Origin of the sequence: Rhodococcus sp. IEGM 1307 (assembly GCF_030056915.1) — a bacterium.
GTDB lineage: Bacteria > Actinomycetota > Actinomycetes > Mycobacteriales > Mycobacteriaceae > Rhodococcus_F > Rhodococcus_F opacus_D.
The window spans coordinates 298,831-320,623 of the sequence record NZ_JASHKW010000003.1 but is presented as its reverse complement, the minus strand read 5'-3'; the positions used below and the strand labels follow the sequence as shown (position 1 = coordinate 320,623).

24 protein-coding genes are annotated in these 21,793 nt (G+C 67.9%); 17 read left to right on the top strand and 7 right to left on the bottom strand.

What is annotated here, in order from left to right; all coding sequences use genetic code 11:
- Positions 1-43: 43 nt before the first annotated feature.
- Both QM841_RS07725 and QM841_RS07720 read right to left on the bottom strand, forming a co-directional pair.
- Positions 44-814 (bottom strand): amino acid ABC transporter ATP-binding protein, encoded by a 771-nt coding sequence (locus tag QM841_RS07725; RefSeq protein ID WP_202714949.1) that lies wholly within the window; start codon positions 812-814, stop codon positions 44-46.
- Positions 811-2,280, bottom strand: a complete 1,470-nt coding sequence (locus tag QM841_RS07720; protein WP_491932400.1) for an amino acid ABC transporter substrate-binding protein/permease — start codon at positions 2,278-2,280, stop codon at positions 811-813. Before QM841_RS07720 ends, QM841_RS07725 begins: the two co-directional genes overlap by 4 nt.
- 241 nt (positions 2,281-2,521) lie before the next feature.
- Here QM841_RS07720 and QM841_RS07715 point away from each other — a divergent pair, with 241 nt between their 5' ends.
- From QM841_RS07715 to QM841_RS07695, 5 genes are all read left to right on the top strand, one after another.
- Positions 2,522-3,637, top strand: a complete 1,116-nt coding sequence (locus tag QM841_RS07715) for a resuscitation-promoting factor (RefSeq protein ID WP_280781379.1) — start codon at positions 2,522-2,524, stop codon at positions 3,635-3,637.
- Between the two features lie 22 nt (positions 3,638-3,659).
- A complete protein-coding gene (locus tag QM841_RS07710; RefSeq protein ID WP_280781380.1) occupies positions 3,660-4,787 on the top strand; it encodes a resuscitation-promoting factor in 1,128 nt (375 codons plus the stop codon).
- A gap of 10 nt (positions 4,788-4,797) precedes the next feature.
- Positions 4,798-5,688, top strand: coding sequence for a 16S rRNA (adenine(1518)-N(6)/adenine(1519)-N(6))-dimethyltransferase RsmA (gene rsmA, locus QM841_RS07705; RefSeq protein WP_283331500.1), 891 nt, complete (start codon positions 4,798-4,800; stop codon positions 5,686-5,688).
- 117 nt (positions 5,689-5,805) lie between these two features.
- Positions 5,806-5,961: a hypothetical protein gene (locus QM841_RS07700; protein WP_283331499.1), complete on the top strand. Its 156-nt coding sequence runs from the start codon at positions 5,806-5,808 to the stop codon at positions 5,959-5,961.
- A gap of 213 nt (positions 5,962-6,174) precedes the next feature.
- The gene (locus QM841_RS07695) at positions 6,175-6,378 is read left to right on the top strand and encodes a cold-shock protein (RefSeq protein WP_005255446.1); all 204 of its coding nucleotides are present in this window, start codon (positions 6,175-6,177) and stop codon (positions 6,376-6,378) included.
- A gap of 187 nt (positions 6,379-6,565) precedes the next feature.
- Here QM841_RS07695 and QM841_RS07690 read toward each other — a convergent pair whose 3' ends face one another.
- On the bottom strand, positions 6,566-6,901 hold the full coding sequence (locus QM841_RS07690) for a hypothetical protein (protein ID WP_283331498.1): 336 nt from the start codon (positions 6,899-6,901) through the stop codon (positions 6,566-6,568).
- A 106-nt stretch (positions 6,902-7,007) separates the two neighbouring features.
- On the bottom strand, positions 7,008-7,976 hold the full coding sequence (locus QM841_RS07685; RefSeq protein ID WP_283331602.1) for a helix-turn-helix transcriptional regulator: 969 nt from the start codon (positions 7,974-7,976) through the stop codon (positions 7,008-7,010).
- Positions 7,977-8,203: 227 nt separating this feature from the next.
- On the opposite strand from QM841_RS07685, the gene QM841_RS07680 reads away from it, so the two are divergent.
- Positions 8,204-9,046, top strand: coding sequence for a YdcF family protein (locus QM841_RS07680; protein ID WP_283354019.1), 843 nt, complete (start codon positions 8,204-8,206; stop codon positions 9,044-9,046).
- Here QM841_RS07680 and QM841_RS07675 read toward each other — a convergent pair.
- The gene (locus tag QM841_RS07675) at positions 9,040-10,422 is read right to left on the bottom strand and encodes a cation:dicarboxylate symporter family transporter (RefSeq protein WP_283331497.1); all 1,383 of its coding nucleotides are present in this window, start codon (positions 10,420-10,422) and stop codon (positions 9,040-9,042) included. The genes QM841_RS07680 and QM841_RS07675 overlap by 7 nt on opposite strands.
- Before the next feature lie 138 nt (positions 10,423-10,560).
- On the opposite strand from QM841_RS07675, the gene QM841_RS07670 reads away from it, so the two are divergent.
- The 8 genes from QM841_RS07670 to QM841_RS07635 all read left to right on the top strand — a co-directional run bounded on the left by QM841_RS07670 (position 10,561) and on the right by QM841_RS07635 (position 17,705).
- Complete coding sequence (locus tag QM841_RS07670; RefSeq protein ID WP_005238744.1) at positions 10,561-10,863, top strand: urease subunit gamma; 303 nt, start codon at positions 10,561-10,563, stop codon at positions 10,861-10,863.
- An 8-nt stretch (positions 10,864-10,871) separates the two neighbouring features.
- Positions 10,872-11,186: an urease subunit beta gene (locus tag QM841_RS07665; RefSeq protein ID WP_128642177.1), complete on the top strand. Its 315-nt coding sequence runs from the start codon at positions 10,872-10,874 to the stop codon at positions 11,184-11,186.
- Positions 11,183-12,904, top strand: a complete 1,722-nt coding sequence (locus tag QM841_RS07660) for an urease subunit alpha (RefSeq protein ID WP_283331496.1) — start codon at positions 11,183-11,185, stop codon at positions 12,902-12,904. Before QM841_RS07665 ends, QM841_RS07660 begins: the two co-directional genes overlap by 4 nt.
- Complete coding sequence (locus QM841_RS07655; RefSeq protein ID WP_283331495.1) at positions 12,904-13,536, top strand: urease accessory protein UreF; 633 nt, start codon at positions 12,904-12,906, stop codon at positions 13,534-13,536. The genes QM841_RS07660 and QM841_RS07655 overlap by 1 nt, the downstream gene beginning before the upstream one ends.
- A gap of 34 nt (positions 13,537-13,570) precedes the next feature.
- The gene (ureG, locus tag QM841_RS07650; RefSeq protein ID WP_005572827.1) at positions 13,571-14,257 is read left to right on the top strand and encodes an urease accessory protein UreG; all 687 of its coding nucleotides are present in this window, start codon (positions 13,571-13,573) and stop codon (positions 14,255-14,257) included.
- A gap of 2 nt (positions 14,258-14,259) precedes the next feature.
- Positions 14,260-14,913 carry an urease accessory protein UreD gene (locus QM841_RS07645; protein ID WP_283331494.1) on the top strand — a complete coding sequence of 218 codons (654 nt, stop codon included), beginning with the start codon at positions 14,260-14,262 and terminating at the stop codon, positions 14,911-14,913.
- A 72-nt stretch (positions 14,914-14,985) separates the two neighbouring features.
- A complete protein-coding gene (locus QM841_RS07640; RefSeq protein WP_105413301.1) occupies positions 14,986-15,921 on the top strand; it encodes a 4-(cytidine 5'-diphospho)-2-C-methyl-D-erythritol kinase in 936 nt (311 codons plus the stop codon).
- Entirely contained in the window at positions 15,921-17,705 is a 1,785-nt protein-coding gene (locus tag QM841_RS07635; protein WP_283331493.1) for an ABC-F family ATP-binding cassette domain-containing protein, read from the top strand. Before QM841_RS07640 ends, QM841_RS07635 begins: the two co-directional genes overlap by 1 nt.
- A 13-nt stretch (positions 17,706-17,718) precedes the next feature.
- Here the strand turns inward: QM841_RS07635 and QM841_RS07630 are convergent, their stop codons facing one another.
- Positions 17,719-19,215 carry an acetyl-CoA acetyltransferase gene (locus QM841_RS07630; RefSeq protein ID WP_283331492.1) on the bottom strand — a complete coding sequence of 499 codons (1,497 nt, stop codon included), beginning with the start codon at positions 19,213-19,215 and terminating at the stop codon, positions 17,719-17,721.
- A gap of 374 nt (positions 19,216-19,589) precedes the next feature.
- Here QM841_RS07630 and QM841_RS07625 point away from each other — a divergent pair, with 374 nt between their 5' ends.
- The 3 genes from QM841_RS07625 to QM841_RS07615 are packed head-to-tail and all read left to right on the top strand — an operon-like array spanning position 19,590 to position 21,232.
- On the top strand, positions 19,590-20,066 hold the full coding sequence (locus QM841_RS07625; protein WP_009478940.1) for a nuclear transport factor 2 family protein: 477 nt from the start codon (positions 19,590-19,592) through the stop codon (positions 20,064-20,066).
- A gap of 46 nt (positions 20,067-20,112) precedes the next feature.
- On the top strand, positions 20,113-20,526 hold the full coding sequence (locus QM841_RS07620; protein WP_164059195.1) for a VOC family protein: 414 nt from the start codon (positions 20,113-20,115) through the stop codon (positions 20,524-20,526).
- 28 nt (positions 20,527-20,554) lie between these two features.
- Positions 20,555-21,232 carry a pyridoxine/pyridoxamine 5'-phosphate oxidase gene (locus tag QM841_RS07615; protein WP_105413298.1) on the top strand — a complete coding sequence of 226 codons (678 nt, stop codon included), beginning with the start codon at positions 20,555-20,557 and terminating at the stop codon, positions 21,230-21,232.
- Between the two features lie 19 nt (positions 21,233-21,251).
- Here QM841_RS07615 and QM841_RS07610 read toward each other — a convergent pair whose 3' ends face one another.
- A complete protein-coding gene (locus QM841_RS07610; RefSeq protein ID WP_283331491.1) occupies positions 21,252-21,764 on the bottom strand; it encodes a metal-sensitive transcriptional regulator in 513 nt (170 codons plus the stop codon).
- Between the last annotated feature and the right edge of the window lie 29 nt (positions 21,765-21,793).

Here is a 21,793-nt window from a genome sequence, read left to right as displayed (position 1 = left end):
GTGAGTGGCGAAGCGTCCCCCGGCACGCTTCGCCACTCACGTGTCAGAGGACCTTGTTCAGGAAGTCCTGGGTGCGGGACTGCTGCGGGTCGCCGAAGATCTGCTCCGGCGTTCCCTCCTCCACCACGTAACCGTCGGCCATGAAGATCACCCGGTCGGACACCTCGCGGGCGAAGCCCATCTCGTGCGTGACCACGACCATCGTCATGCCACCCTTCGCGAGGTCGCGCAGAACCTGCAGTACCTCACCCACCATCTCGGGGTCCAGAGCGCTGGTCGCCTCGTCGAACAGCATGATGTCCGGGTTCATCGCCAGGGCCCGCGCGATCGCGACGCGCTGCTTCTGCCCACCGGACAGGTTCGCCGGTTTCGCGTCCGCCTTCTCCGCCAACCCGACCTGCTCGAGCAGCCGGACCGCCGTCGCCCGCGCCTCGTCCTTGGAGGCCCGCTTGGTCTGCACGGGCGCGAGCATCACGTTCTCGATCGCGGTCATGTGCGGGAACAGGTTGAAGTGCTGGAAGACCATACCGATGTGCTGACGCACCCGGTCGATGTCGATCTTCTTGTCGCTCACGTCGAACCCGTCGACCACGACCTTGCCGTCCGTGATGTCCTCGAGCCGGTTGAGGCAGCGCAGGAACGTGCTCTTGCCGGAGCCCGACGGCCCGATCACGCAGACCACTTCACCGCTCGCGATGTCGACGTCGAGGCCCTTGAGGACCTCGTTGTCGCCGAACGACTTCTTCAGGCCCTTCACCCGGATCTTCGGGTCGGCGGTCTCGGCCTTGTTCTCTGTCACCGGTGTCTCGGTCACTTGTTGATCCTCTTCTCGAGCCGGTTCGACAGCTTCGTCAACGCCATGATGATGATGAAATACATCACGCCGATGATCAGCCACATGTTGAAGGACTGGAAGTTGCGGGCGATGATGATCCGCCCGGTCTGAGTGAGCTCGGCGAGCCCGATCACGGACAGGATCGACGTGTCCTTCAGCGTGATCACGAACTGGTTGATGTACGAGGGGATCATCGTCCGCACGGCCTGCGGCATCACGACCTTCTGCATCGACTTCAGGTAGCTGATGCCGAGGCTCCGCGACGCTTCCATCTGGCCCTTGTCGACGGACAGGATGCCGCCGCGCACGATCTCGGCCATGTACGCGCCTGCGTTGAGGCTCAGCGTGATGATGCCCGCCGTGAACGCCGACATCTGGAAGTCCAGCGCCGCCGGGATGCCGAAGTAGATGAAGAACGCCTGCACCAGCAGCGGGGTGCCGCGGAACACGTCGACGTAGGTGGTGCCGATACCGCGCAGGACGATGTTGGTCGATACCCGGAACAATCCGAAGATCGCGCCGAGGACGAGCGCGATGGCGATCGAGACCACGGTCAGGACGATCGTGAGCCACAGGCCCTCGAGCAGCAGCGGGTAGGTGCTCTTGATCAGGCCCAGGATCGAGTTGTCGTCGTCGGATGCGTCCGAGTTGAGGTAGGTGTCGAGAATCTCGTCGTACTGGCCGCTGGCCTTCAGGTTGGCGAGCCCGGTGTTGAACTCTTGCAGGAGCTGAGCGTTCTGGCCCTTCGCGACGGCGAACCCGTAGCTGGCGCCGGGGACCTTGTCGGTGACCGTCTTGAAGCCGTTGCCCTGCTTGATGCCGTAGGCGAGGACGGGGTAGTCCTCGAACACGGCCGCTGAGTTACCCGTGCGGACCTCGTCGAACATGCTCGACGAGTCGGCGAAGTACTTGGTGGTGAAGCCGTACTGGTCCTTGATGGACTCCGCGTACGTGGCGCCCTCGGTGCCGTTCTTGACCGCGACGGACTTGCCGCGCAGGTCCTCGTACGAGGTGACCGAGTCGTTGCTCTCGAGCACGCCCATCTGCACGCCCGACTCGAAGTACGGATCGGAGAAGTCGAACGTCGCCTTGCGGGCGTCGGTGATCGACATGCCGGCGATCATGCCGTTGGCTTGACCGCCGGTGACCGCCTGGAGTGCGGCGTCGAATCCGACGGGGTTGACCTGGTAGGTGAACCCCTGGTCCTCGGCGATGGCGGCGAGAAGGTCCATGTCGATTCCGACGAGCTTGCCGCTCTCGTCCTGGAACTCGAACGGGGCGAACGTGATGTCGGTGGCGATCGTGTAGTTGTTGCCCGGTGCGGGCTCTTGTGCGCCGGCGAGGCCGGGCGCGACGAGTGTGACGAGCAGCGTCAGCGCGGCGATCACCGCGGGCACTCTCGGACGTCTGACGAGTCTCAGAAGTCGATCGGATCTGCTGCGCACGGAACCCCAGCTTTCTCAGTCAGTAGTGCCCGGTCGCTTCCGGGCTTCTTGGTGCATGTCGCAAGATACTGCGTTTCGCGCGTGGTCCGGACCAGAAGCAATCCTTCGCGGTGAAGTGAAAACTGTCCCCGATCTCAACCTTTTCGTGATCTCGCACGCAGGTCGTAGCGGCAAAGTTGCCAGACCATCGCCGATTCGTTACCGTACCGTGATCAAACCTTCGTCAGCCTTGGGATTTCATGTGTCGCCTTTAGCCAGAATCAACAACGCCAAATCGCCCCTTCTCTACGTAGTCGTCGCGGCACTGCTCGCGACGCTCGTCGTGGGCGGTGCGCTGGCAGTGGCGCGGCACAAGACCGTCACGCTCGACGTCGACGGCGAGACCATCTCGCTCGGCACGATGGCCTCCGACGTCGGCGGCGCGCTCGACGACGCCGGATACACCGTCAGCGAGCGTGACGCGGTCGCCCCCGCGGCCGACGCGTCGCTCTCCGACGGCGACACCGTGGTGCTGCGACGTGCCCGCGAGATCGACCTCACGGTCGACGGGCAGCCGAAGACCGTGTGGACCACCGCCCTCACCGTCGACGACGCACTGAAGCAGTTCGAACTCGCCGACGACGTCCACGTCTCGGCGTCCCGCTCCGAGCGCCTGCCGCTGGAAGGCACCGCGCTCGAGGTCGTCAACGCCAAGCTCGTCAAGGTGGCCGACGGCGGCGCACCGCTCACGGACGTCCGACTGGCAGCCCCCACCGTGGGTGAGCTCCTCGCGGCCAACGGCGCCCCGCTCGAGCAGGCCGACACCGTCGTTCCGCCCGCCGACGCCCCCGTCGTCGAAGGCGCCGAGATCCACGTGACCCGCGACCGCACCGAGACCCGCACCGAGACGCTGCCCATCGCGCCGCCCGAGAACCGCGTCGAGGATCCCGCGCTCGACAAGGGCAAGACCGTTGTCGAGAACCCCGGGGTCCCCGGCGAGCGCACCGTCACCGCATCCGTGAAGACCGTCAACGGTGTCGAGGCCGGACGCCAGGAGCTCAGCTCTCAGGTGCTCCGCGAGCCCGCGCCGGCACTGGTCAAGGTCGGTGTGAAGGAACTCGCCATCTCCAACGCCTCCACCTGGGATTCGATCGCGCACTGCGAGGCCACCGGCAACTGGGCCATCAACACCGGCAACGGATTCTTCGGCGGACTGCAGTTCACCCAGAGCACCTGGGAGGCGTTCGGCGGAAGCCAGTACGCCGCCCGCGCCGACCTCGCATCCCGCGAACAGCAGATCTCCGTCGCCGAGAAGGTCCAGGCGGCACAGGGCTGGGGCGCATGGCCCTCCTGCACCAGCAAGCTCGGACTCCGCTGACGGTCTGAAGTAAAGGAACACGATGTCGCCCTTCGCGAAGATCAACTCGGCTCGCTCGCCGCTGCTCTACACCGTGGTGGCCCTGCTTCTCGCCACACTGATCGCAGGCGGAGTGATGGCCGTGGTCCGGCACAAGACCGTCACCCTCGACGTGGACGGCGAGAAGATCTCGCTGAGCACCATGACCACGAACGTCGACGCCGCCCTGTCCGACGCCGGGTACTCGATCAGCGACCGCGACGTCGTGGCACCGGAACGCGACGCGAGCCTGTCCGACGGCGACACCGTGGTGCTGCGCCGCGCGCGTGAAGTGTCCCTGACGGTGGACGGTCAGCCCAAGACGGTGTGGACCACCGCGCTCACCGTCGAGGACGCGCTGAAGCAGTTCGAACTCGGCGAGGACGTGCACGTGTCCGCGTCCCGTTCGCAGCGACTTCCGCTCGACGGTGCAGCGCTCGACGTCCTCAATCCGCTCGTCGTCACGCTCGCCGACGGCGCGCTGCCGGTCACCGACGTGCGCATGGCCGCACCGACGGTCGGGGAGTTCCTCGCCGCACACGGCGCGCCCCTCGAGCAGGCCGACACCGTCGTCCCGGCCGCGGACACTCCGCTGACCGACGGCATGGCCGTGACCGTCACCCGTGACCGCACCGAGACGAAGGTCGAGACGTTGCCGCTGGCTCCGGAGGAGCAGCGCATCGAGGATCCGACGATGAACCAGAGTCGCACCGTGCTCGAGAACCCAGGAGTGCCCGGCGTCCAGGACGTCACGTTCGCGGTCAACACCGTCAACGGCAGGGAAGTCGGACGCAACCAGGTGTCCGCGACGGTCACGACGCCGGCGCAGCCGAAGGTGATCCGCGTCGGCGCGAAGCCGGGCACCGAGGTGCCGCCCGTCGAGAACGGTTCGGTCTGGGACGCGCTCGCGCAGTGCGAGGCCACCGGCAACTGGGCCATCAACACCGGCAACGGATTCTTCGGCGGCGTCCAGTTCGACCAGAACACGTGGGAGCGCCAGGGCGGCCTCAAGTACGCGCCGCGCGCCGACCTCGCCACCCGCGAGGAGCAGATCGCCGTCGCGTCGCAGACGCAGAAGACACAGGGCTGGGGAGCGTGGCCGTCGTGCTCGGGCAGGCTCGGCGTGCGTTAAAGTTCGGCTGGTGTCCGAAGCCGAAGTACCCCCCGTCGCTCGAGGTCAGGCCGCACTGCTCGGCCCCGCCGAGGTGCGCGCGTTAGCCGAGGAGTTCGGCGTGCGCCCCACCAAGCAGCTGGGGCAGAACTTCGTGCACGACGCCAACACGGTACGCCGCATCGTCGCCACCGCGGGCGTGGGACGCGAGGACACGGTCCTCGAGGTCGGCCCCGGGCTCGGCTCGCTCACGTTGGCGCTGCTCGATGTCGTCGACAAGGTGATCGCCGTCGAGATCGACCCCAACCTCGCGGCGCGACTCCCGGTCACCGTCGCCGACCGGGCTCCGGAACTCGCGGACCGGCTGACCGTGGTCGGCGCGGACGCGATGCGGGTCAAGCCGTCCGAGATCCCCGGTGAGCCCACGGCTCTCGTCGCGAATCTGCCGTACAACGTTGCGGTGCCGGTGCTGCTGCACCTGTTCTCCGAACTTCCCAGTCTCCGAACCGCTCTGGTGATGGTGCAGGCCGAGGTCGCCGACCGGCTGGCGGCGTCCCCGGGCAGCAAGATCTACGGTGTGCCGAGCGTGAAGGCCAATTTCTTCGGCGCCGTGCGACGCGCGGGCGCCGTCGGGCGCGCGGTGTTCTGGCCCGTGCCGAAGGTCGAGTCGGGTCTCGTGCGCATCGACCGGTACGCCGAACCGCCGTGGCCCGTCGACGACGCACACCGCCGCCGTGTGTTCGCCGTCATCGATGCGGCGTTCGCTCAGCGCCGCAAGACTTTACGAGCCGCGCTCAGCGGTTGGGCCGGTTCACCCGCGGAGGCGGAGCGGCGACTGCTCGAGGCCGGCATTGCACCGTCCGCCCGCGGTGAGACCCTCGACGCGGCGGCCTTCGTGCGTCTCGCCGCCACCCAGCCGTGAGTACTTGTTAACCGCGGGACGTTAATAAGTACTCACAGGGGGAATCCCACGGTCATCGGCATCCCGCCGTTCTCGACGGTGCAGGGTCAGGCGTGGCCGGTTCCGGGACGACCGGGGATGGCGCTCGTCCGCTCGAATGCCCACCGGCCGCGGGACCGTCGTGGTGTCGGTGACGGGGGCGTCACCGTCCTGCCCGGTCAGGGTGCGCCGTGGGCCCCGGACGGGATCGTGGCGCCCGTTGCTCCCGGTGTGTACGCCAATTTCATCCCCTGACCTGCGCGAGTTCGGCCCGGGGGAGACAACCGACCGGATGTGTGGTTCACTATTGGAGGTCGTAAGTTTTGTGTTTGTGTTTCCCACGCTCGCAAATCGATGGTTGCGAGCGTTTGGACGTCCTCCACAGGAATTGTCATAGACGGTCGTGTTCAATGACCCAGGTAACCGAGCCGGTTGCTTGAAGAAGTTACTGTGTTAGAGGAGATTTACATGGCAGAGGGCATCGTGAAGTGGTTCAACTCCGAGAAGGGGTTCGGCTTCATCGCCCCCGAGGATGGCAGCGCTGACGTGTTCGTCCATTACTCGGAGATCCAGAGCGGCGGCTTCCGCACGCTCGAGGAGAATCAGCGCGTTTCGTTCGAGATCGGCCAGGGCAACAAGGGCCCGCAGGCCACCGGCGTCACCCTGATCTGAGAACGGCCATGACTTCCCGGTTCGCCGGGACATGACGTTCGAGCAAGGCCCCACTCGTCAGAGTGGGGCCTTGACTCGTTTCGGTCCGGCTACGCCGACCGCAGGTGAGCGGCCTGATACCCGAGATTCATGGCGCAGACGAGCCAGAGTTGCAGCGCGGAATTCTCCGACGGACCGAACAGCCCGATCACCGCAGCGGCTCCGAGTGCAGCGGCGACGAAGAACGTGGCCGTGCCGAGCGCCCGCCGGGCCTCGACGAGAAGATCACCACACCCGTGACGAAGAGCGCCCACAGTGTGGTGGCGAGGATGGTCGTGGCGACGAACCAGGCCGTCGAATACCTGCTCGGCCACGTCCACGGCTGGGTTCCGTTGTCGAGGGTGCACACGAACGCCAACGAGAACGCCATGATCACCACCGTCGCGCCCCCGAGCGCCAGATGGCCCCCGACGAGCACCTTCCCGACTGTTCCCGCCTCCGCAGGCGCCCGCGCGCGCCCCTCCTCGACAATCGTGTGCTGCATCCCCGACTACCCCGACCTTTCCTTGTCGTCACCTGGTTGGACGCCGCGCAGGACCGTTCGGTTCCACGGATTTTCGGTCCGCGGTGACGGCTGAACGGCGTCTCGGTCAGGCGTTACCGTAGCGGTCGGCGAAGAGGCGGTGACGCTCACCCACCCGTCGGCACTCTTCGCGCAGCTCAGGAGGGTCGAGGACGGTGAAGTCGACGCCGAATGCGCTGAGCCAGTTGGCTATCGACGGCACGGAGTCGCCGCCGAGCGCCACTGCGCATCGTCCGTCGGGCATTTCTTCGAGAGTTCCCCAGTCTTCGTGCACCAGGGCCGCCATCTCGTCGATCGACGCGTGCAGCAGTACCCGTGCGCGGATCCGGGTGACGGCGCGGTTGATGCCGCGTGCGACGAATTCGGCGGCGCCGCCGGGCGGTAGTTCGCGGGGCGCGAACCGCGGTCCCGTCGGGATCTTCGGTGTCAGGCGGTCCATGCGGAACGACCGCCAGTCGGCGCGCGTGAGGTCCCAGGCGACGAGGTACCAGCGCAGACCGGATCGGACGAGACGGTACGGCTCCACTTCCCGTCGGCTCTCGGTGCCGTCGTGGGTGCTGTAGTCGAATCGGAGTCGTTCGTGGTTGTGGCACACGGAGGCGACGGCCGACAGGACCTGCGCGTCGACGGCGCTCTTTGCGGGCTCGCGGTGGACCACGTCGACCTGCAGCGCCTCGAGACGGTGTCGCAGCCGGGACGGCATCACCTGCCGGAGTTTGGTGAGCGCTCGCATCGACGCCTCCCCGATGCCCACCACGGACCCGGTCGCGCCGGATTGCAGGCCGAGTGCGACGGCCAGGACTTCTTCGTCGTCGAGGAGCAGGGGCGGCATTTCCGCGCCCGCGCCGAGTTGGTAGCCACCGCCCACCCCGACGGTCGCGTCGACGGGGTACCCGAGGTCGCGGAGTTTCTCCACGTCTCGCCGGACAGTGCGTGGGGTGATGCCGAGTCGGTCGGCGAGTTCTGCCCCGGACCAGTCCTTTCGGGTCTGGAGCAGCGACAGCAGCCGGAGGAGTCGTGCCGAAGTTTCCCGCATGCGTCCCAGAATGCCATCGATAGAGGACATCTTCGGTCCTCTATCGACTGTGGGTAACGGTAAGTAACGATTTTCCCACCAGCCCCACGAGTGTCACTACACTGGCGCCGACGCTCCACGGACCATCGCATGTGTATTTCGTGAAAATCCGACGGAAAGGTCTCAGCGTGACGCAGTTTCGTGTTCGGCCCATTTCTTCAGCAGTCAGGGCGCTGCTCGCCACCGTCATGACCACTGCCTTCTGCCTGGCTCTGGCGGTTTCGACCACCGCGACGGCATCCGCCTCGGCCGCCGACCTCTTCAACAGCGCGCAGGGCAGATTCGCCGCAGGTGACACCCGTGGCGCCCTCGCGGACATCGGTGGCGCCGTCGCCGGCGAACCCGGCGACACCAATGCGCTGGCGTTGCAGGCCATCTACGCCGACGCCGCGGGCGACCTGATCACCCGCGAGACCGCGCTCGCCCGGCTCGGCGCGATGGACGGTGGGATGCGCGCCGGCGTCGACGGGATGCTGAACGCGATCAGAATTGCGTCGTTCACGCCCCCGAACCCCCTTCCGGCCATCCAGGGTCCGTCCACCGCGATCATCGTCCTCGGCTTCGGACTGCTCCCCGACGGCGCGATGCGACCGGAATTGATCAACCGCCTGCAGGCCGCGCTCGTCCAGTCGTGGGCCTCGCCGATGTCGCCGATCATCGTCACCGGCGGCAACCCGCAGAACGGCATCACCGAGGCGGCCGCGATGCAGGGGTGGTTGCAGTCGCACGGTGTCCCGGCGCAACGAATCCACCCCGAGCATCGTGCCGGATCGACGGTGGGCAACGCGCTCAACTCCGTTCCGCTCGCGCGCTCGCTCGGTGCGGGCGGCGCGATCATCGTGACGTCGGCCAACCACATCCGCAGGGCAACGGTCGATTTCAACGTCGCCGGACTGCCGGTGGTCGGGGCGATGAGCGCGATCACCAGTGCTGGTCAGCTGATCGCCGAAGTCATGCCGCTGACCAAGGACCAGCAGCTCGGGATGTACCGCGACGCGATCAGGGTGTTCGGCATTCCCGCCGGCTACTGACGCGACTCGTACTCGGCCACGACCGGCGGCTGCGCGACGGGATCCGCGCCGCCGGGGCTGAGCCTTCCGTGGACGGCGTCCTGCATCTTCTGCTTGTCCAGCTGGCCTTCCCAGTTCGAGACGACGAACGTGGCGACACAGTTGCCGAGGAGGTTCACGAACACCCGCATCGAGTCCATGATCCGGTCGGCGCCGAGCAGCACCGCGACCGCCGCGACGGGGAAGATTCCGAGCGCGGTCGCGGTCGCCGACAGCGCGAGGAACGACGACCCGGGTACGCCCGCCATGCCTTTCGACGTGAGGAGCAGGATGAACAGCGCGCCGAGCTGGTCGGCGACGGACAGGTCGTGGCCGGTGGCCTGGGCGAGGAACAGCGTGGAGATGGACAGGTAGATCGCGGCCCCGTCGAGGTTGAACGAGTATCCGGTCGGCACCACGAGCCCGGTCGCGGCCTGTGAGTTCCCGGCGCCGACGAGCTTGGTCATGATGCGGGGAAGCACTGCCTCGGACGATGCGGTTCCCAGCGCGAGACCGAACTCCTCCTTGGTGTAGCGGATGAACGTGAAGATGTTCAGTCCCACGGCGACCTTCGCAATGAGTGCGAGGACGAGGACGAACAGTGCTCCGGCGAGGTAGCAGCACGCGATGAGCGCGGCGAAGCTCCCGAGGGTGGAGATTCCGTACTGGCCGATGATGAACGCCATCGCGCCGAACGCGCCGATCGGGGCGAGCCGCATGATCCAGCCGATGATGATGAAGATGATGTGGCTGAGGTGGTCGACGAATTCGAGGACCAGCGGGGGACCGTGCTCGCCGTACTTGGCCAGCGCGATACCGAAGAGCACCGCGAAGAAGAGGACCTGCAGCAATATATTGTCGGCGAAGGCGCCCACCACGCTGGTCGGGACGATGTCCATGAGGAACTCGACGGCGCCGGGGAGTTCACCACCGCCGGTTTTCTCCGCGATCTGCTCGGTGCCGTCGGCGAGGGTGGCCGGGTCGATGTCGAATCCGGCGCCGGGCTTGACGATGTTGCCCATCACCAGCCCGAAGAGCAGCGCGAACCCGGTGACGGCGGTGAAGTAGATCAGTGCCTTCACGCCGATCCGTCCGACGGCCTTGACGTCGCCCACCTTGGCGATTCCCGTGACGACCACCGTGAAGATCAACGGCGCGATGAGCATCTTGATCAGCTTGACGAACGTGTCGCCGATCGGTTTGAGCTCCGACCCCACCGTCGGCCACAGCCAGCCGAGAGCGATGCCGCCGACGATTCCGACGAGAAGCTGGACGAACAGGTTGGTGTACCAGGGCGATCGCGTCCCGGTCGGCGACACGTCACCGGGTGGGGGATGGGCGTCAGTGGAGATAGCCATGGGGGAACGCTAGGAAGGCGCTGTGACGGGTTCGTGTCACGAATGTTTCCGCGGTGAGAACGGCGGCCGTTCCGAGCGTGGGCGGTGCCACACTGCAGTTCATGGCAGTATTGCGACGCACCGACCGCAGGAGGACACATGCGCTTGTCGCCCCACGAGCAGGAGCGTCTGCTCCTGAGCTACGCCGCGGAACTCGCGCGCAGGCGCCGGCAACGCGGCCTCGTGTTGAACCATCCGGAGGCGGTGGCCCTCATCACGGATCACATCCTGGAGGGGGCCCGCGACGGCCGGTCGGTGGCGGAGTTGATGGTGTCCGGTCGTGAGGTGCTCACCCGGTCCGACGTGATGGAAGGTGTCCCGGAGATGCTGCACGACGTGCAGGTGGAGGCCACGTTCCCGGACGGAACCAAGCTCGTCACCGTCCACGATCCGATTGCGTAGGGGTGACCGTGATTCCAGGTGAAGTCGTGTGCGCCGAGGGCGTGATCGAGCTCAACGAAGGTTCTCCCCGCACCGAACTCGAGGTGGTCAACACCGGTGACCGCCCGGTCCAGGTCGGGAGCCACGTACATTTTCCGCAGGCCAATCACGCCCTGCGGTTCGACCGTTCCGCCGCCCACGGGCTGCGGCTCGACATTCCCGCCGGCACCGCGGTGCGCTTCGAACCGGGTATCGCGCAGACGATTTCACTCGTCCCCTTGCGTGGGACCCGTGAAGTGCACGGGCTGAGCCTCACTCCTCCCGGAAAGCTGGACGCGTCATGACCGAACTCAGCCGCGCACGCTACGCCGAGCTGTTCGGTCCCACGACCGGTGACCGCATCCGGCTCGCCGACACCGACCTGCTGATCGAGATCACCGAGGACCGCAGCGGTGGGCCGGGGCTGGCCGGCGACGAGGCGGTGTTCGGTGGCGGAAAAGTGTTGCGCGAGTCCATGGGGCAGGGTCGCGCGACCCGCGCCGAGGGCGCCCCCGACACGGTGATCACCGGCGTGGTGGTCGTCGACCATTGGGGAATCATCAAGGCGGACGTCGGTATTCGGGACGGACGCATCGTCGCGCTCGGCAAGGCAGGCAACCCCGACACGATGTCGGGGGTCCACCCCGATCTGGTGGTGGGTCCGTCCACCGAGATCATCGCCGGGAACGGCAAGATTCTCACGGCCGGCGGTATCGACTGTCACGTGCACTTCATCTGCCCGCAGATCATGGACGAGGCGCTGGGCGGCGGCATCACGACGATGATCGGCGGCGGCACCGGCCCCGCCGAGGGCAGCAAGGCCACCACTGTCACCCCCGGTTCGTGGCACACCGCCCGGATGCTGGAGGCACTCGACGGCTGGCCGATGAACATCGCGCTGCTCGGCAAGGGCAACACGGTCAGCTCCGAGTCGATGTGGGAGCAGTTGCGCGGCGGCGTCTCCGGGTTCAAGCTGCACGAGGACTGGGGTTCGACTCCGGCGGCCATCGATGCGTGCCTCACCGTCGCGGACGCTGCGGGAGTGCAGGTGGCCCTCCACTCGGACACATTGAACGAGGCCGGCTTCGTCGAGGACACTCTCGCGGCCATCGCCGGACGCGCGATCCACGCCTATCACACGGAGGGGGCGGGCGGCGGCCACGCGCCGGACATCATCACGGTGGCCGCGTACGCGAACGTCCTGCCGAGTTCGACCAATCCGACCCGGCCGCACACGGTCAACACGCTCGACGAGCATCTCGACATGCTCATGGTGTGTCACCACCTGAGCCCGAAGATCCCGGAGGATCTGGCGTTCGCGGAGAGCCGCATCCGGCCCTCCACCATCGCGGCGGAGGATCTGCTCCACGACCTCGGCGCCATCTCCATGATCGGCAGCGACTCGCAGGCGATGGGACGCATCGGCGAGGTCGTGTTGCGCACGTGGCAGACGGCGCACGTGATGAAACGCAGACGGGGTTTCCTGCCCGGCGACAACGGCGCCGACAATCAGCGCGTCCAGCGGTACGTGGCGAAGTACACGATCTGCCCTGCCGTCGCGCACGGGTTGGAAGCCGAGATCGGGTCGGTCGAGGTCGGCAAGCTCGCCGACCTGGTGCTGTGGGATCCAGCGTTCTTCGGTGTCCGGCCGCACGCGGTGATCAAGGGCGGGATGATCGCGTGGGCTGCGATGGGAGATGCCAACGCGTCCATACCGACTCCGCAACCGGTGCTTCCGCGTCCGATGTTCGGGGCGGCGCCCAAGGCGGCGGCCGCCACGTCCGTGCACTTCGTCGCTCCGCATGCCCTCGAGGACGGACTGGCCGATCGGCTGGACCTGAGCCGTCGACTGGTGCCGGTCGCGAACGTGCGGTCGCGGGGCAAGTCCGACATGCCCCGCAACGACGCGCAGCCGCGGATCGAGGTGGACCCGGACACGTTCACGGTCCGCATCGACGGCGACGTGTGGGAAGAGCAACCGGCGGCGGAACTGCCGATGGCCCAGCGATACTTCCTGTTCTGATGCGCCTCGCTCACCTGATGTCCCTCGCCGACTCGCGGCTGCCCACGGGCGGTCACGTGCATTCGGGCGGCATCGAGGAGGCCGTCGCCAGCGGGGTCGTCCGCGACGTCGCCACGATGGAGGCGTTCCTGCGTCGCCGGATACGGACCGCCGGGCTCGTCGGGGGATCGATCACTGCGGCGGTATGCGCCGGCCGGTTCACCGCCGAACACGCCGACGCCGAAATGGATGCGCGAACCCCGTCCCCGGCGGCGCGGTCGTCGTCGCGGGCGCAGGGGAGAGGTCTGCTGCGGCTGGCCCGCACCACGTGGCCCGAGCACGACTGGTCGCCACTCGGGACACGTCCGCACCTGCCCGTGGTGTCGGGGATGGTCGGATCCGTCACCGCGGTCGAACCGCGGGAGGCGGCGCTGGTCGTCGTGTACACCACCATGACCGGGTCCGCGATCGCCGCGCAGCGTCTGCTCGCTCTCGATCCCGCGCAGGTCGCCGCGTGCACGTTCGCACTGTCCGACCTGTGCGACGACACCGCCGGCCAGTGCGTGACCGGACTGTCCAGCGTGTCCGACCCCTTCATGGATGTCGTCGCCGAGCGGCACGTTCTACGGGACCGCCCCCTGTTCGTGTCGTGACACTCAGCTGTATCCCAGTAAGGAGAGATCAACCATGCCACCGCATTTCATCGATGGTGAACCCCACGACCACCAGCACGACCGTCCCAGGCGGGTCCGGGTGGCGGGGGAGCCGGTCCGGATCGGGATCGGCGGGCCCGTCGGATCGGGCAAGACGGCGCTCGTCGCCGCGCTGTGCAGGCAACTGCGCGAGGAGTTGTCGCTGGCCGTGCTCACCAACGACATCTACACCACCGAGGACGCGGACTTCCTGCGCCGCCACGCCGTGCTGCCGGACGAGCGCATCGCCGCCGTGCAGACCGGTGGGTGCCCCCACACGGCGATCCGCGACGACATCACCGCCAACCTCGACGCCATCGACGACCTGATCGCGGCCAACCCGCCGCTCGATCTGATCCTGGTGGAGTCCGGCGGCGACAACCTCACCGCGACGTTCTCCTCGGGCCTGATCGACGTGCAGATCTTCGTCGTCGACGTCGCCGGTGGTGACAAGGTTCCTCGCAAGGGTGGTCCCGGTGTGACGTTCTCGGATCTGCTCGTCATCAACAAGACGGACCTCGCGCCCATGGTCGGAGCCGATCTCGGGGTGATGCGCCGCGACGCCGAGAAGGTCCGCGAGGGCAGGCCCACGGCGCTGATCTCGTTGACGGAGGACCCGTCGTCCGGGCCGGCGCTGGAGTGGGTGCGCGAGCAGGTGCGCACCCTCGCCGACGTGCACTAGTAGTGCGCACCGAACTGACGATCGTCGCGTCCCCCGACCGCAGTCCGCGGATCTCCGCGGTCGGGGGACTGGCGGCGCGGATCACCGGCCGCGACACGGTCCACGTGATCGGCACCGCCGCGACCCCGCTCGGCGGCGATCACTGGGACGTCACCGTCCGGGTCCGGTCGGGTGCCCGGCTGACGCTGCGCAGCGTCGCGGCGTCCCTTGCCTTGCCCGGCCGGGGTCGTGTGCTGTCCACGGCGCAGTGGTCGGTGGAGGTCGAGGACGACGCCGTGCTCGACTGCGCGCTCGAACCCACGGTGATCGCGGGCGGCGCGGAGCATCGCGTCGAGACGACGGTGTCCCTCACCGAGTCGTCGACGGTGCTGCTGCGTGAGCGGGTGCAGATCGGCCGGGCGGGGGAGAGCGCGGGACGCTGGGTCGGGGTCACCAACGCCGATCTCGGCGCCCTGCCGCTGCTCCGGCACGAGCTGGAACTCGGCGTCGGCACCGTGTCGCACGACGTTCTGGACGGCCCGGCGGCCGTCACGAGTGAATTGCGGTACCCGGACGACCGGCCCGCGGACGTCACCGGCGACATCCGGTCGGCGCGGACCCGTCTGCCCCTCGCCCGAGGCGGCAGCCTCACCACCCGGCTCGGCCCGCACCTGTGACGCGGTGAGTGGCAAAGTGCGTGATGGTGCGCATTTCCGCACCCGTACCGGGAGCGCCTAAGCTCTACCCTTGTGCTTTCCGTCGTTCCTCGCCCCGTCGTAGTCAGGGCCCCGTCCAAGGTCAATCTGCATCTGGCCGTCGGGGACTTGCGTGACGACGGCTATCACGAGTTGAACACGGTGTTCCAGGCGCTCTCGCTCAGCGACACGGTGTCGGTGGTCCCCGCGGAGACGCTGTCGGTGACGGTCCGCGGTGAGGACGCCCGCGTCGTGCCCACCGACAGCAGCAACCTCGTGTGGCAGGCCGCCGAGCTGCTCGCGGCCGAGTCGGGGCGGCGCCCGGACGTCGAGATCGCCATCGACAAGGGCATCCCGGTGGCCGGGGGCATGGCCGGCGGCAGCGCGGACGCCGCGGCGACGCTGGTCGGGCTGAACGCGCTGTGGCAACTCGACCTGTCGCGGGAGGAACTCGACGGGTTCGCCGCGAAGCTCGGCAGCGACGTTCCGTTCTCCCTCCACGGTGGCACCGCGGTCGGCACGGGACGCGGCGAGCGACTTCTGCCGGTGCTCTCCCGCAGCACGTTCCACTGGGTGCTCGCGCTCGCGAAGGGCGGCTTGAGCACACCGACCGTGTTCCGGGAGCTGGACCGGTTGCGTGCCGACGGGAATCCGCCGCGACTCGGCGGACCCGAAGACCTGATGCACGCGCTCACGACGGGCGACGCCGCGACGCTGGCCCCGTTGCTGGGCAACGACTTGCAGTCGGCCGCGCTGTCGCTGAATCCGGGCCTGCGGCGGACGCTGCGAGCCGGGGTCGCGGCGGGCGCACTGGCCGGCATCGTCTCCGGGTCCGGTCCGACCTGTGCCTTTCTTTGTGCTGAAGCGGATGCCGCGGTCCGGGTCAGCGCAGAACTCGCAGGTGCGGGGGTGTGTCGCACGGTGCGGGTCGCCAGCGGACCCGTACCGGGCGCCCGAATAATCAACGACGCGGCGGAGGGATCGCACTGATGGCGAATCTGATCAATCTCGAGCAGGTATCGAAGTCCTTCGGCATCAAGCCGCTGCTCGATTCGGTATCCCTCGGAGTGCAGGAGGGCGAACGCATCGGCGTCGTCGGCCTCAACGGCGGTGGCAAGACCACCATGCTCGAGGTGCTGGCCGGCGTGGAGGCGCCCGATTCCGGACGAGTCAGCCGGGTCGGCGGCCTGCGCATGGCAGTGGTGACCCAGCGCGGCGTCCTGCCGCCCGGTTCGAGCGTGGGCGACGTGGTGCTCGGACCGCTCGGGGTGGCCGACCACGAGTGGGCGGGCGACGCCCGCATCCGGTCGATCCTGGCCGGCATCGGCATCGACAACCTGGGGCTCGAGGTGTCGGTGGACGGGCTGTCCGGTGGTGAGCGGCGACGCGTCGCACTGGCCGCCGCGCTCGTCCAGGACCTCGACCTGCTGGTGCTCGACGAGCCGACCAACCACCTCGACGTCGAGGGTGTGCAGTGGCTGGCGGAACATCTCGTCAGTCGTCGCAGCGCGCTGGTGGTCGTGACCCACGACCGGTGGTTCCTCGACACCGTCGCCAACCGCACGTGGGAAGTGGTGGGCGGCAAGGTCGAAAGCTACGAGGGCGGCTACAACGACTGGATCTTCGCCCGCGCGGAGCGCTCCCGGCAGGCCGACGCGTCCGAGGAACGTCGCCGCAACCTCGCTCGCAAGGAATTGGCCTGGCTGCGGCGCGGTGCCCCCGCCCGCACGTCCAAGCCGAAGTACCGGATCGAGGCCGCGGAGGCGTTGATCGCGGACGTCCCACCGCCCCGCGACAACGTGGCGCTGGCGTCGTTCGCGCAGCGCCGGCTCGGCAAGGTCGTCATCGAACTCGAGGATGCGCGCCTGGAGACGCCGGACGGCCGGGTGCTCGTCGACGACCTCACGTGGCGGTTGGCGCCGGGGGAGCGGGTCGGCCTGGTCGGCGTCAACGGCTCCGGCAAGACGACGCTCCTGCGCACGCTCGCCGGGGAGATCTCGCCGGCGTCGGGCAAGCGCATCCAGGGGCAGACGGTGCACATCGGCTGGCTCCGTCAGGAACTCGACGATCTGCCGACGAACATGCGGGTCCTCGAGGCCGTCAAGGACGTTGCCGAGCGGATCACGTTGGGCGACAAAGAGGTATCGGCCGGGCAGCTCGCCGAACGGCTGGGCTTCACGCCTGCGCGGCAGCGGACACCGGTCGGTGACCTGTCCGGTGGCGAGCGTCGCCGGCTGCAGCTGACCCGTGTGCTGATGTCGGAGCCGAACGTACTGTTGCTCGACGAGCCGACCAACGACCTCGACATCGACACGCTGCAGCAGCTCGAGGACATTCTCGACGGCTGGGCGGGCACGATGGTCGTCATCAGCCACGACCGGTACCTGATCGAACGCATCTGTGACTCCACGTGGGCGTTGTTCGGCGACGGCAAGCTGACCAACCTGCCCGGTGGGATCGAGGACTACCTGCGTCGCCGGGCGAAGATGGTCGACACCGGCGCGCCGTCGGTGGCGTCGACGGCGACCGGTGCGTCGGCCCCCAAGCAGCTGCGGGACGGGGCCGCCGAACGCGCCGCGCGCAAGGAACTGTCGCGTCTCGAGCGGGCCGTGGCGAAGCTGGACGACCGGGAACGGAAGCTGCACGAGAAGCTGGCGGAGGCGGCCACCGATCCGGACAAGCTGCAGAAGCTCGACACCGAGCTCAAGCAGGTCGTCGCGGAGAAGGAAGCCACCGAGGAACAGTGGATGGAGCTGGCCGCCGAGCTGGATTAGTGTCCCCGGCCCGTCAGAACCGCACCGACAGGATGCCGTCGCGGTCCGTGACGTGAACGGTCCGCCCGATCACCGACCCCGCCGGGGTCTGTGCGAACGCGGACAATGCGAGCGCCTCCTCGGAGCCGGTATGTCCGGCCAGGCGCCGGCCGTCGGGGGTGTGCGCAACGACGAAGCCGGTCGCGGGGGCGCCGTCCCGCCCGTACTCCACGGTGGATGTGACGATGTCGGCTCGTCCTTCATAGCTGGTGACGAGTTCCGGCGCCTCCGCCGCGAGTTGCACCGGCGCCGGATCGCCGACGTATCCACCCGGGTGCGGGGCGCCCGCCAGCAACACCACGTGCTGGTACGTCAGATAGCCGCCGTTGCCGTGGACCAGGGCCGGTCCCGCGCCTTCCCTCAGTCGGCGGGTGACCTCGGCGATCGAGTGCAGCGTGTAACTGTTGAGGGGACCGCCGAAGAAGGAGTGGCCGCCCGTCACGCTCGGCACGATGCTTTCGGGCAGGCCGAGCGTGCGGGTGAGTAGCTTCGGCACCACCGGGAAGCAGCTGTACGCGTCGACGATGTCGAGTGCCGAGGCGTCGATCGAGGCCCGCGACAGTGCCCGGTGAACTGCATCCGTCATGGCCGTGGACGTGCCGAAACCGTTGCGGCTCAGGACGTCCACGGGATCGGTGGCTCCCGCGCCGCCCCACAGGAACACCGTGCGGTCCTCCGGAACGCCGTGTTCGCGCGCAACGGCGAGGGAGCACACCAGCGTCGCGGCGGCCTGATCGACGAACGGCATGGCGTTGAGCATCAACGGGTACGGCTCGCACACCATCCGGTTGCCCGGACCCACCGTGGCGATCTCCTCCGCGGAATACACCTCGGACGTCCACGACGCGGGGTTCTTCGCCGCCAGTTCGGAGAACGCCGAATACATCCGGGCCGACTCGGCCAGCGACTGATCGGGTCCGACACCCGACTCGTGCGCCACCCGGTTCTCGAACAACGGGTACACCCGGGTCGGAACGATCAGGCCGGCACGCTGCATCGCGGGGCTCCCGAGATCCGCCGGGTCGAAGGCGGGGGGACCGCCCGGCGCCGACGCCCAGCCCAGTGCCGCGGGATCGGTGCCCGACTTCCGGAGCGCCGTCATGGTCGCCTGCGCCTCACCGCCGACGAGGAGCGCTGCCGACGACCGGCCCGCGGCGATGTCGGCGCCGATGCGGTCGAGGAGCGCTGCGGGCCAGTGGCCGCCGATCGGGGACGTGCTCGACCGTCGTGACGGCAGATTCAACCGGGCGGCCAGCAGTCCGGGGAGATCGTCGTACGACCAGCTGACGGTCTTCACCGCATGGATTGCGTCGATCCGGGAGCCGAGGGTCGCGGAGCCGCTGTCGGCGAGAGCAGCACGCGCGGCGTCGGTGATCAGGTCGAGCGGTTCACGCGGGGCCGCCGGATCGCCTGCACGGCCGGAGCGGATGTCGCCGACTCCGACGATCACCGGTATGCGGGTCGGATCCATGGATTCCCCTCTCGTGTGACCACGTCAGCGTCACGATAGCGCCGGACGAGATACCTGTGGATTCGGGGTCACAGCAATCCCGACCGGTTATGTGTAGCAACGGAATTAGAATGCTGATGCTCGAGGATGTGAAACCCTCGGGCCCGCGGGGGCCGGCGGGCTCGGGCGCTCGCCAGGTGAGGGTAGCCTAAGGTAGTGTGGATGGCGTGCGGGTGCCCAGGCCATGCAGTCATTTCGTAACCTTTTCGTGTCCCGGATCACGGCCTGAATATGCATGATCTGGGCAAAACGGGGGAAACCAAGGCGAACCTGCAGATAATCCGACTAATCTGCAGTCCAGGGCTTGCATGTTCGCTGCACAGGAGGCGGGGGTCATGGATCTCGAAGCAATCAAACAGATCGAGCAGCTCAAGCACCGTTATTCACGTGCTCTCGATACGAAGTCGTGGGTGGAGTTCGCCGACACGATGGTCCCGGACGTCACGGCGACGTACAGCGAATACCTCACGTTCGATTCCCGTGACTCATTCGTGTCCTTCCTCGAGAACACTCTCGGGACCCACGTCATCACCGAGCATCAGTGCGGCCAGCCCGAGATCACCGTCACCGGTGACACCGCGGTAGGGGTGTGGTTTCTCGCGGACACCACGCTGATTCCCGAGGACGGCATGCTGCTGCGCGGGTCTGCCTATTATCACGATCGTTATCTTCGGTGCCCCGACGGAAACTGGCGGATCACGCACACCGGCTACGAACGCACCTGGGAATCGGTTGCGGCGCTCTCCGATTTCCCGAGTTTCCGGCTCACGTCCAACAAGTGGGCGATGTTGCAACCTCCGGCGTCTGCCTGAGGGAGCACACTGGGACTCGACGCACCGCGGACACTGGGAGGTGACGATGGCTCCGGAAGTCCCCGTTCCCGGCGCGCTGCCGTATCTGACGGTGCGGCGGGGTGTCGAGGCCATCGAGTGGTATTCCAAGGTGTTCGGCGCCGAGGTGGTGGGTGAACCGATCGTCATGGAGGACGGCCGGGTCGGTCATGCGGAACTGCGGTTGCCGAGCGGCATGATCTATCTCGCCGAGGAGTTCCCAGAGATGGGTCTGACGGCGCCGGAATCGGGTTCGACGTCCGTGAGTCTGATGTTGTCCGTCGACGACCCCGATGCCGTCCTGGCGGGTGCCCGCGACGCAGGCGGCAAGGTGGAACGGTGGATCTCGGAGGGCCACGGACACCGCAACGCGACACTCATCGATCCGTTCGGTCACCGTTGGATGCTGGTGGGGCCGACGGATCCGGCCGCGTCGGCCTGAAGACCCGGGCCGCGGCTACTGTCGGCACATGCCGACCACACCCGACCGTTCGTCGTTTCCGGACACCCGCGCATGGATTCGCGCCCTGCCCGCACTCGGCGGCGAGACACCCCCGCCCGTCGACACTCTTCCGGACGCGCCGACCACGCTGTTTCTCGACTGGATCACGCAGGCCGCAGCGGCCGGTGTTCCGGAACCGCACGCGGCTGCGCTGTCGACCGTCGATGCCGACGGCAATCCGGACGCGCGTTTCCTGCTCCTCAAGGACGTCACCGAGCAGGGCTTCTGGTTCTCGGGTGACACTCGCTCGCCGAAGGGCCGTGAACTATCCGCGAATGCCATTGCAGCACTGTCGTTCTACTGGCGCGAACAGGGCCGGCAGGTGCGGGTGCGCGGTTCCGTCGTCGAAGGCGATCCGGCACTCTCCGCCCGCGACTTCCGCGAACGGTCGGTCACCGCGCGGGCCGTGGCAGCCGCCAGCCGTCAGAGCGAGGTCCTGGACGATCCCGCCGAATACGAACGCGCCGTCGCGGCGGCGGTGGCCCGCATCGAGGCCGACCCCGACTTCGTGTCGGGCACCTGGCGGGCGTGGTGCATCGTCCCCGACAGTGTCGAGTTCTGGCAGGCGGACGCCGGGCGCAGGCACGTGCGCCAGCTCTACCGCCGCGAGTCCGGCCGGTGGATCCGCGAGGTGCTGTGGCCCTGACCGCGCCCGGCGGCGGGGGTCAGCGTGCGGTCGCGGACGGCGAGCGCAGGTCGACGACGATCGACTGGCCGTTCAGCTTCGCGTGGATCTCGGGGCGCTCGAACCCGGCCGCGACGAGGTACTCGCCGAGCAGCGCCAGCAGTTCGTCGGCGTCCACCGTGGGATCGGCGGAGTGACTGCTCGCCGACGCGAGGTGCTCCTCGAGCAGTTCGGTGTGTGCAAGACGGCCCGCGACTCGCACGGCTGCCACTCCCATCGCGTTGCGTCGCATGACGGTGCGCCCACGAGATTCGAGCGACGCCGTCGTGTCGGAGGCCTCGGCCGGCTCCTCGGTGCTGTGCGAACCCGAGCTGCGCGTCGGCAGCGGGAAGGTGAACGTCTCGGCGGAGCTGGCCGTGGACTTGCCGTTGCCGCTGCCGTTGCTGCCGGTCAGCCCGCCCGTGCTCGGTTCGGCGAAGGGGGACTCCGACGCCGAACTCGTGCCGGCGGAGCCGTTGCTGCCCGATCCGTTGGTGGAAATGCCGTTCTCCATCGTGTCGCTTCCTGCTCGTGGCCAAACGG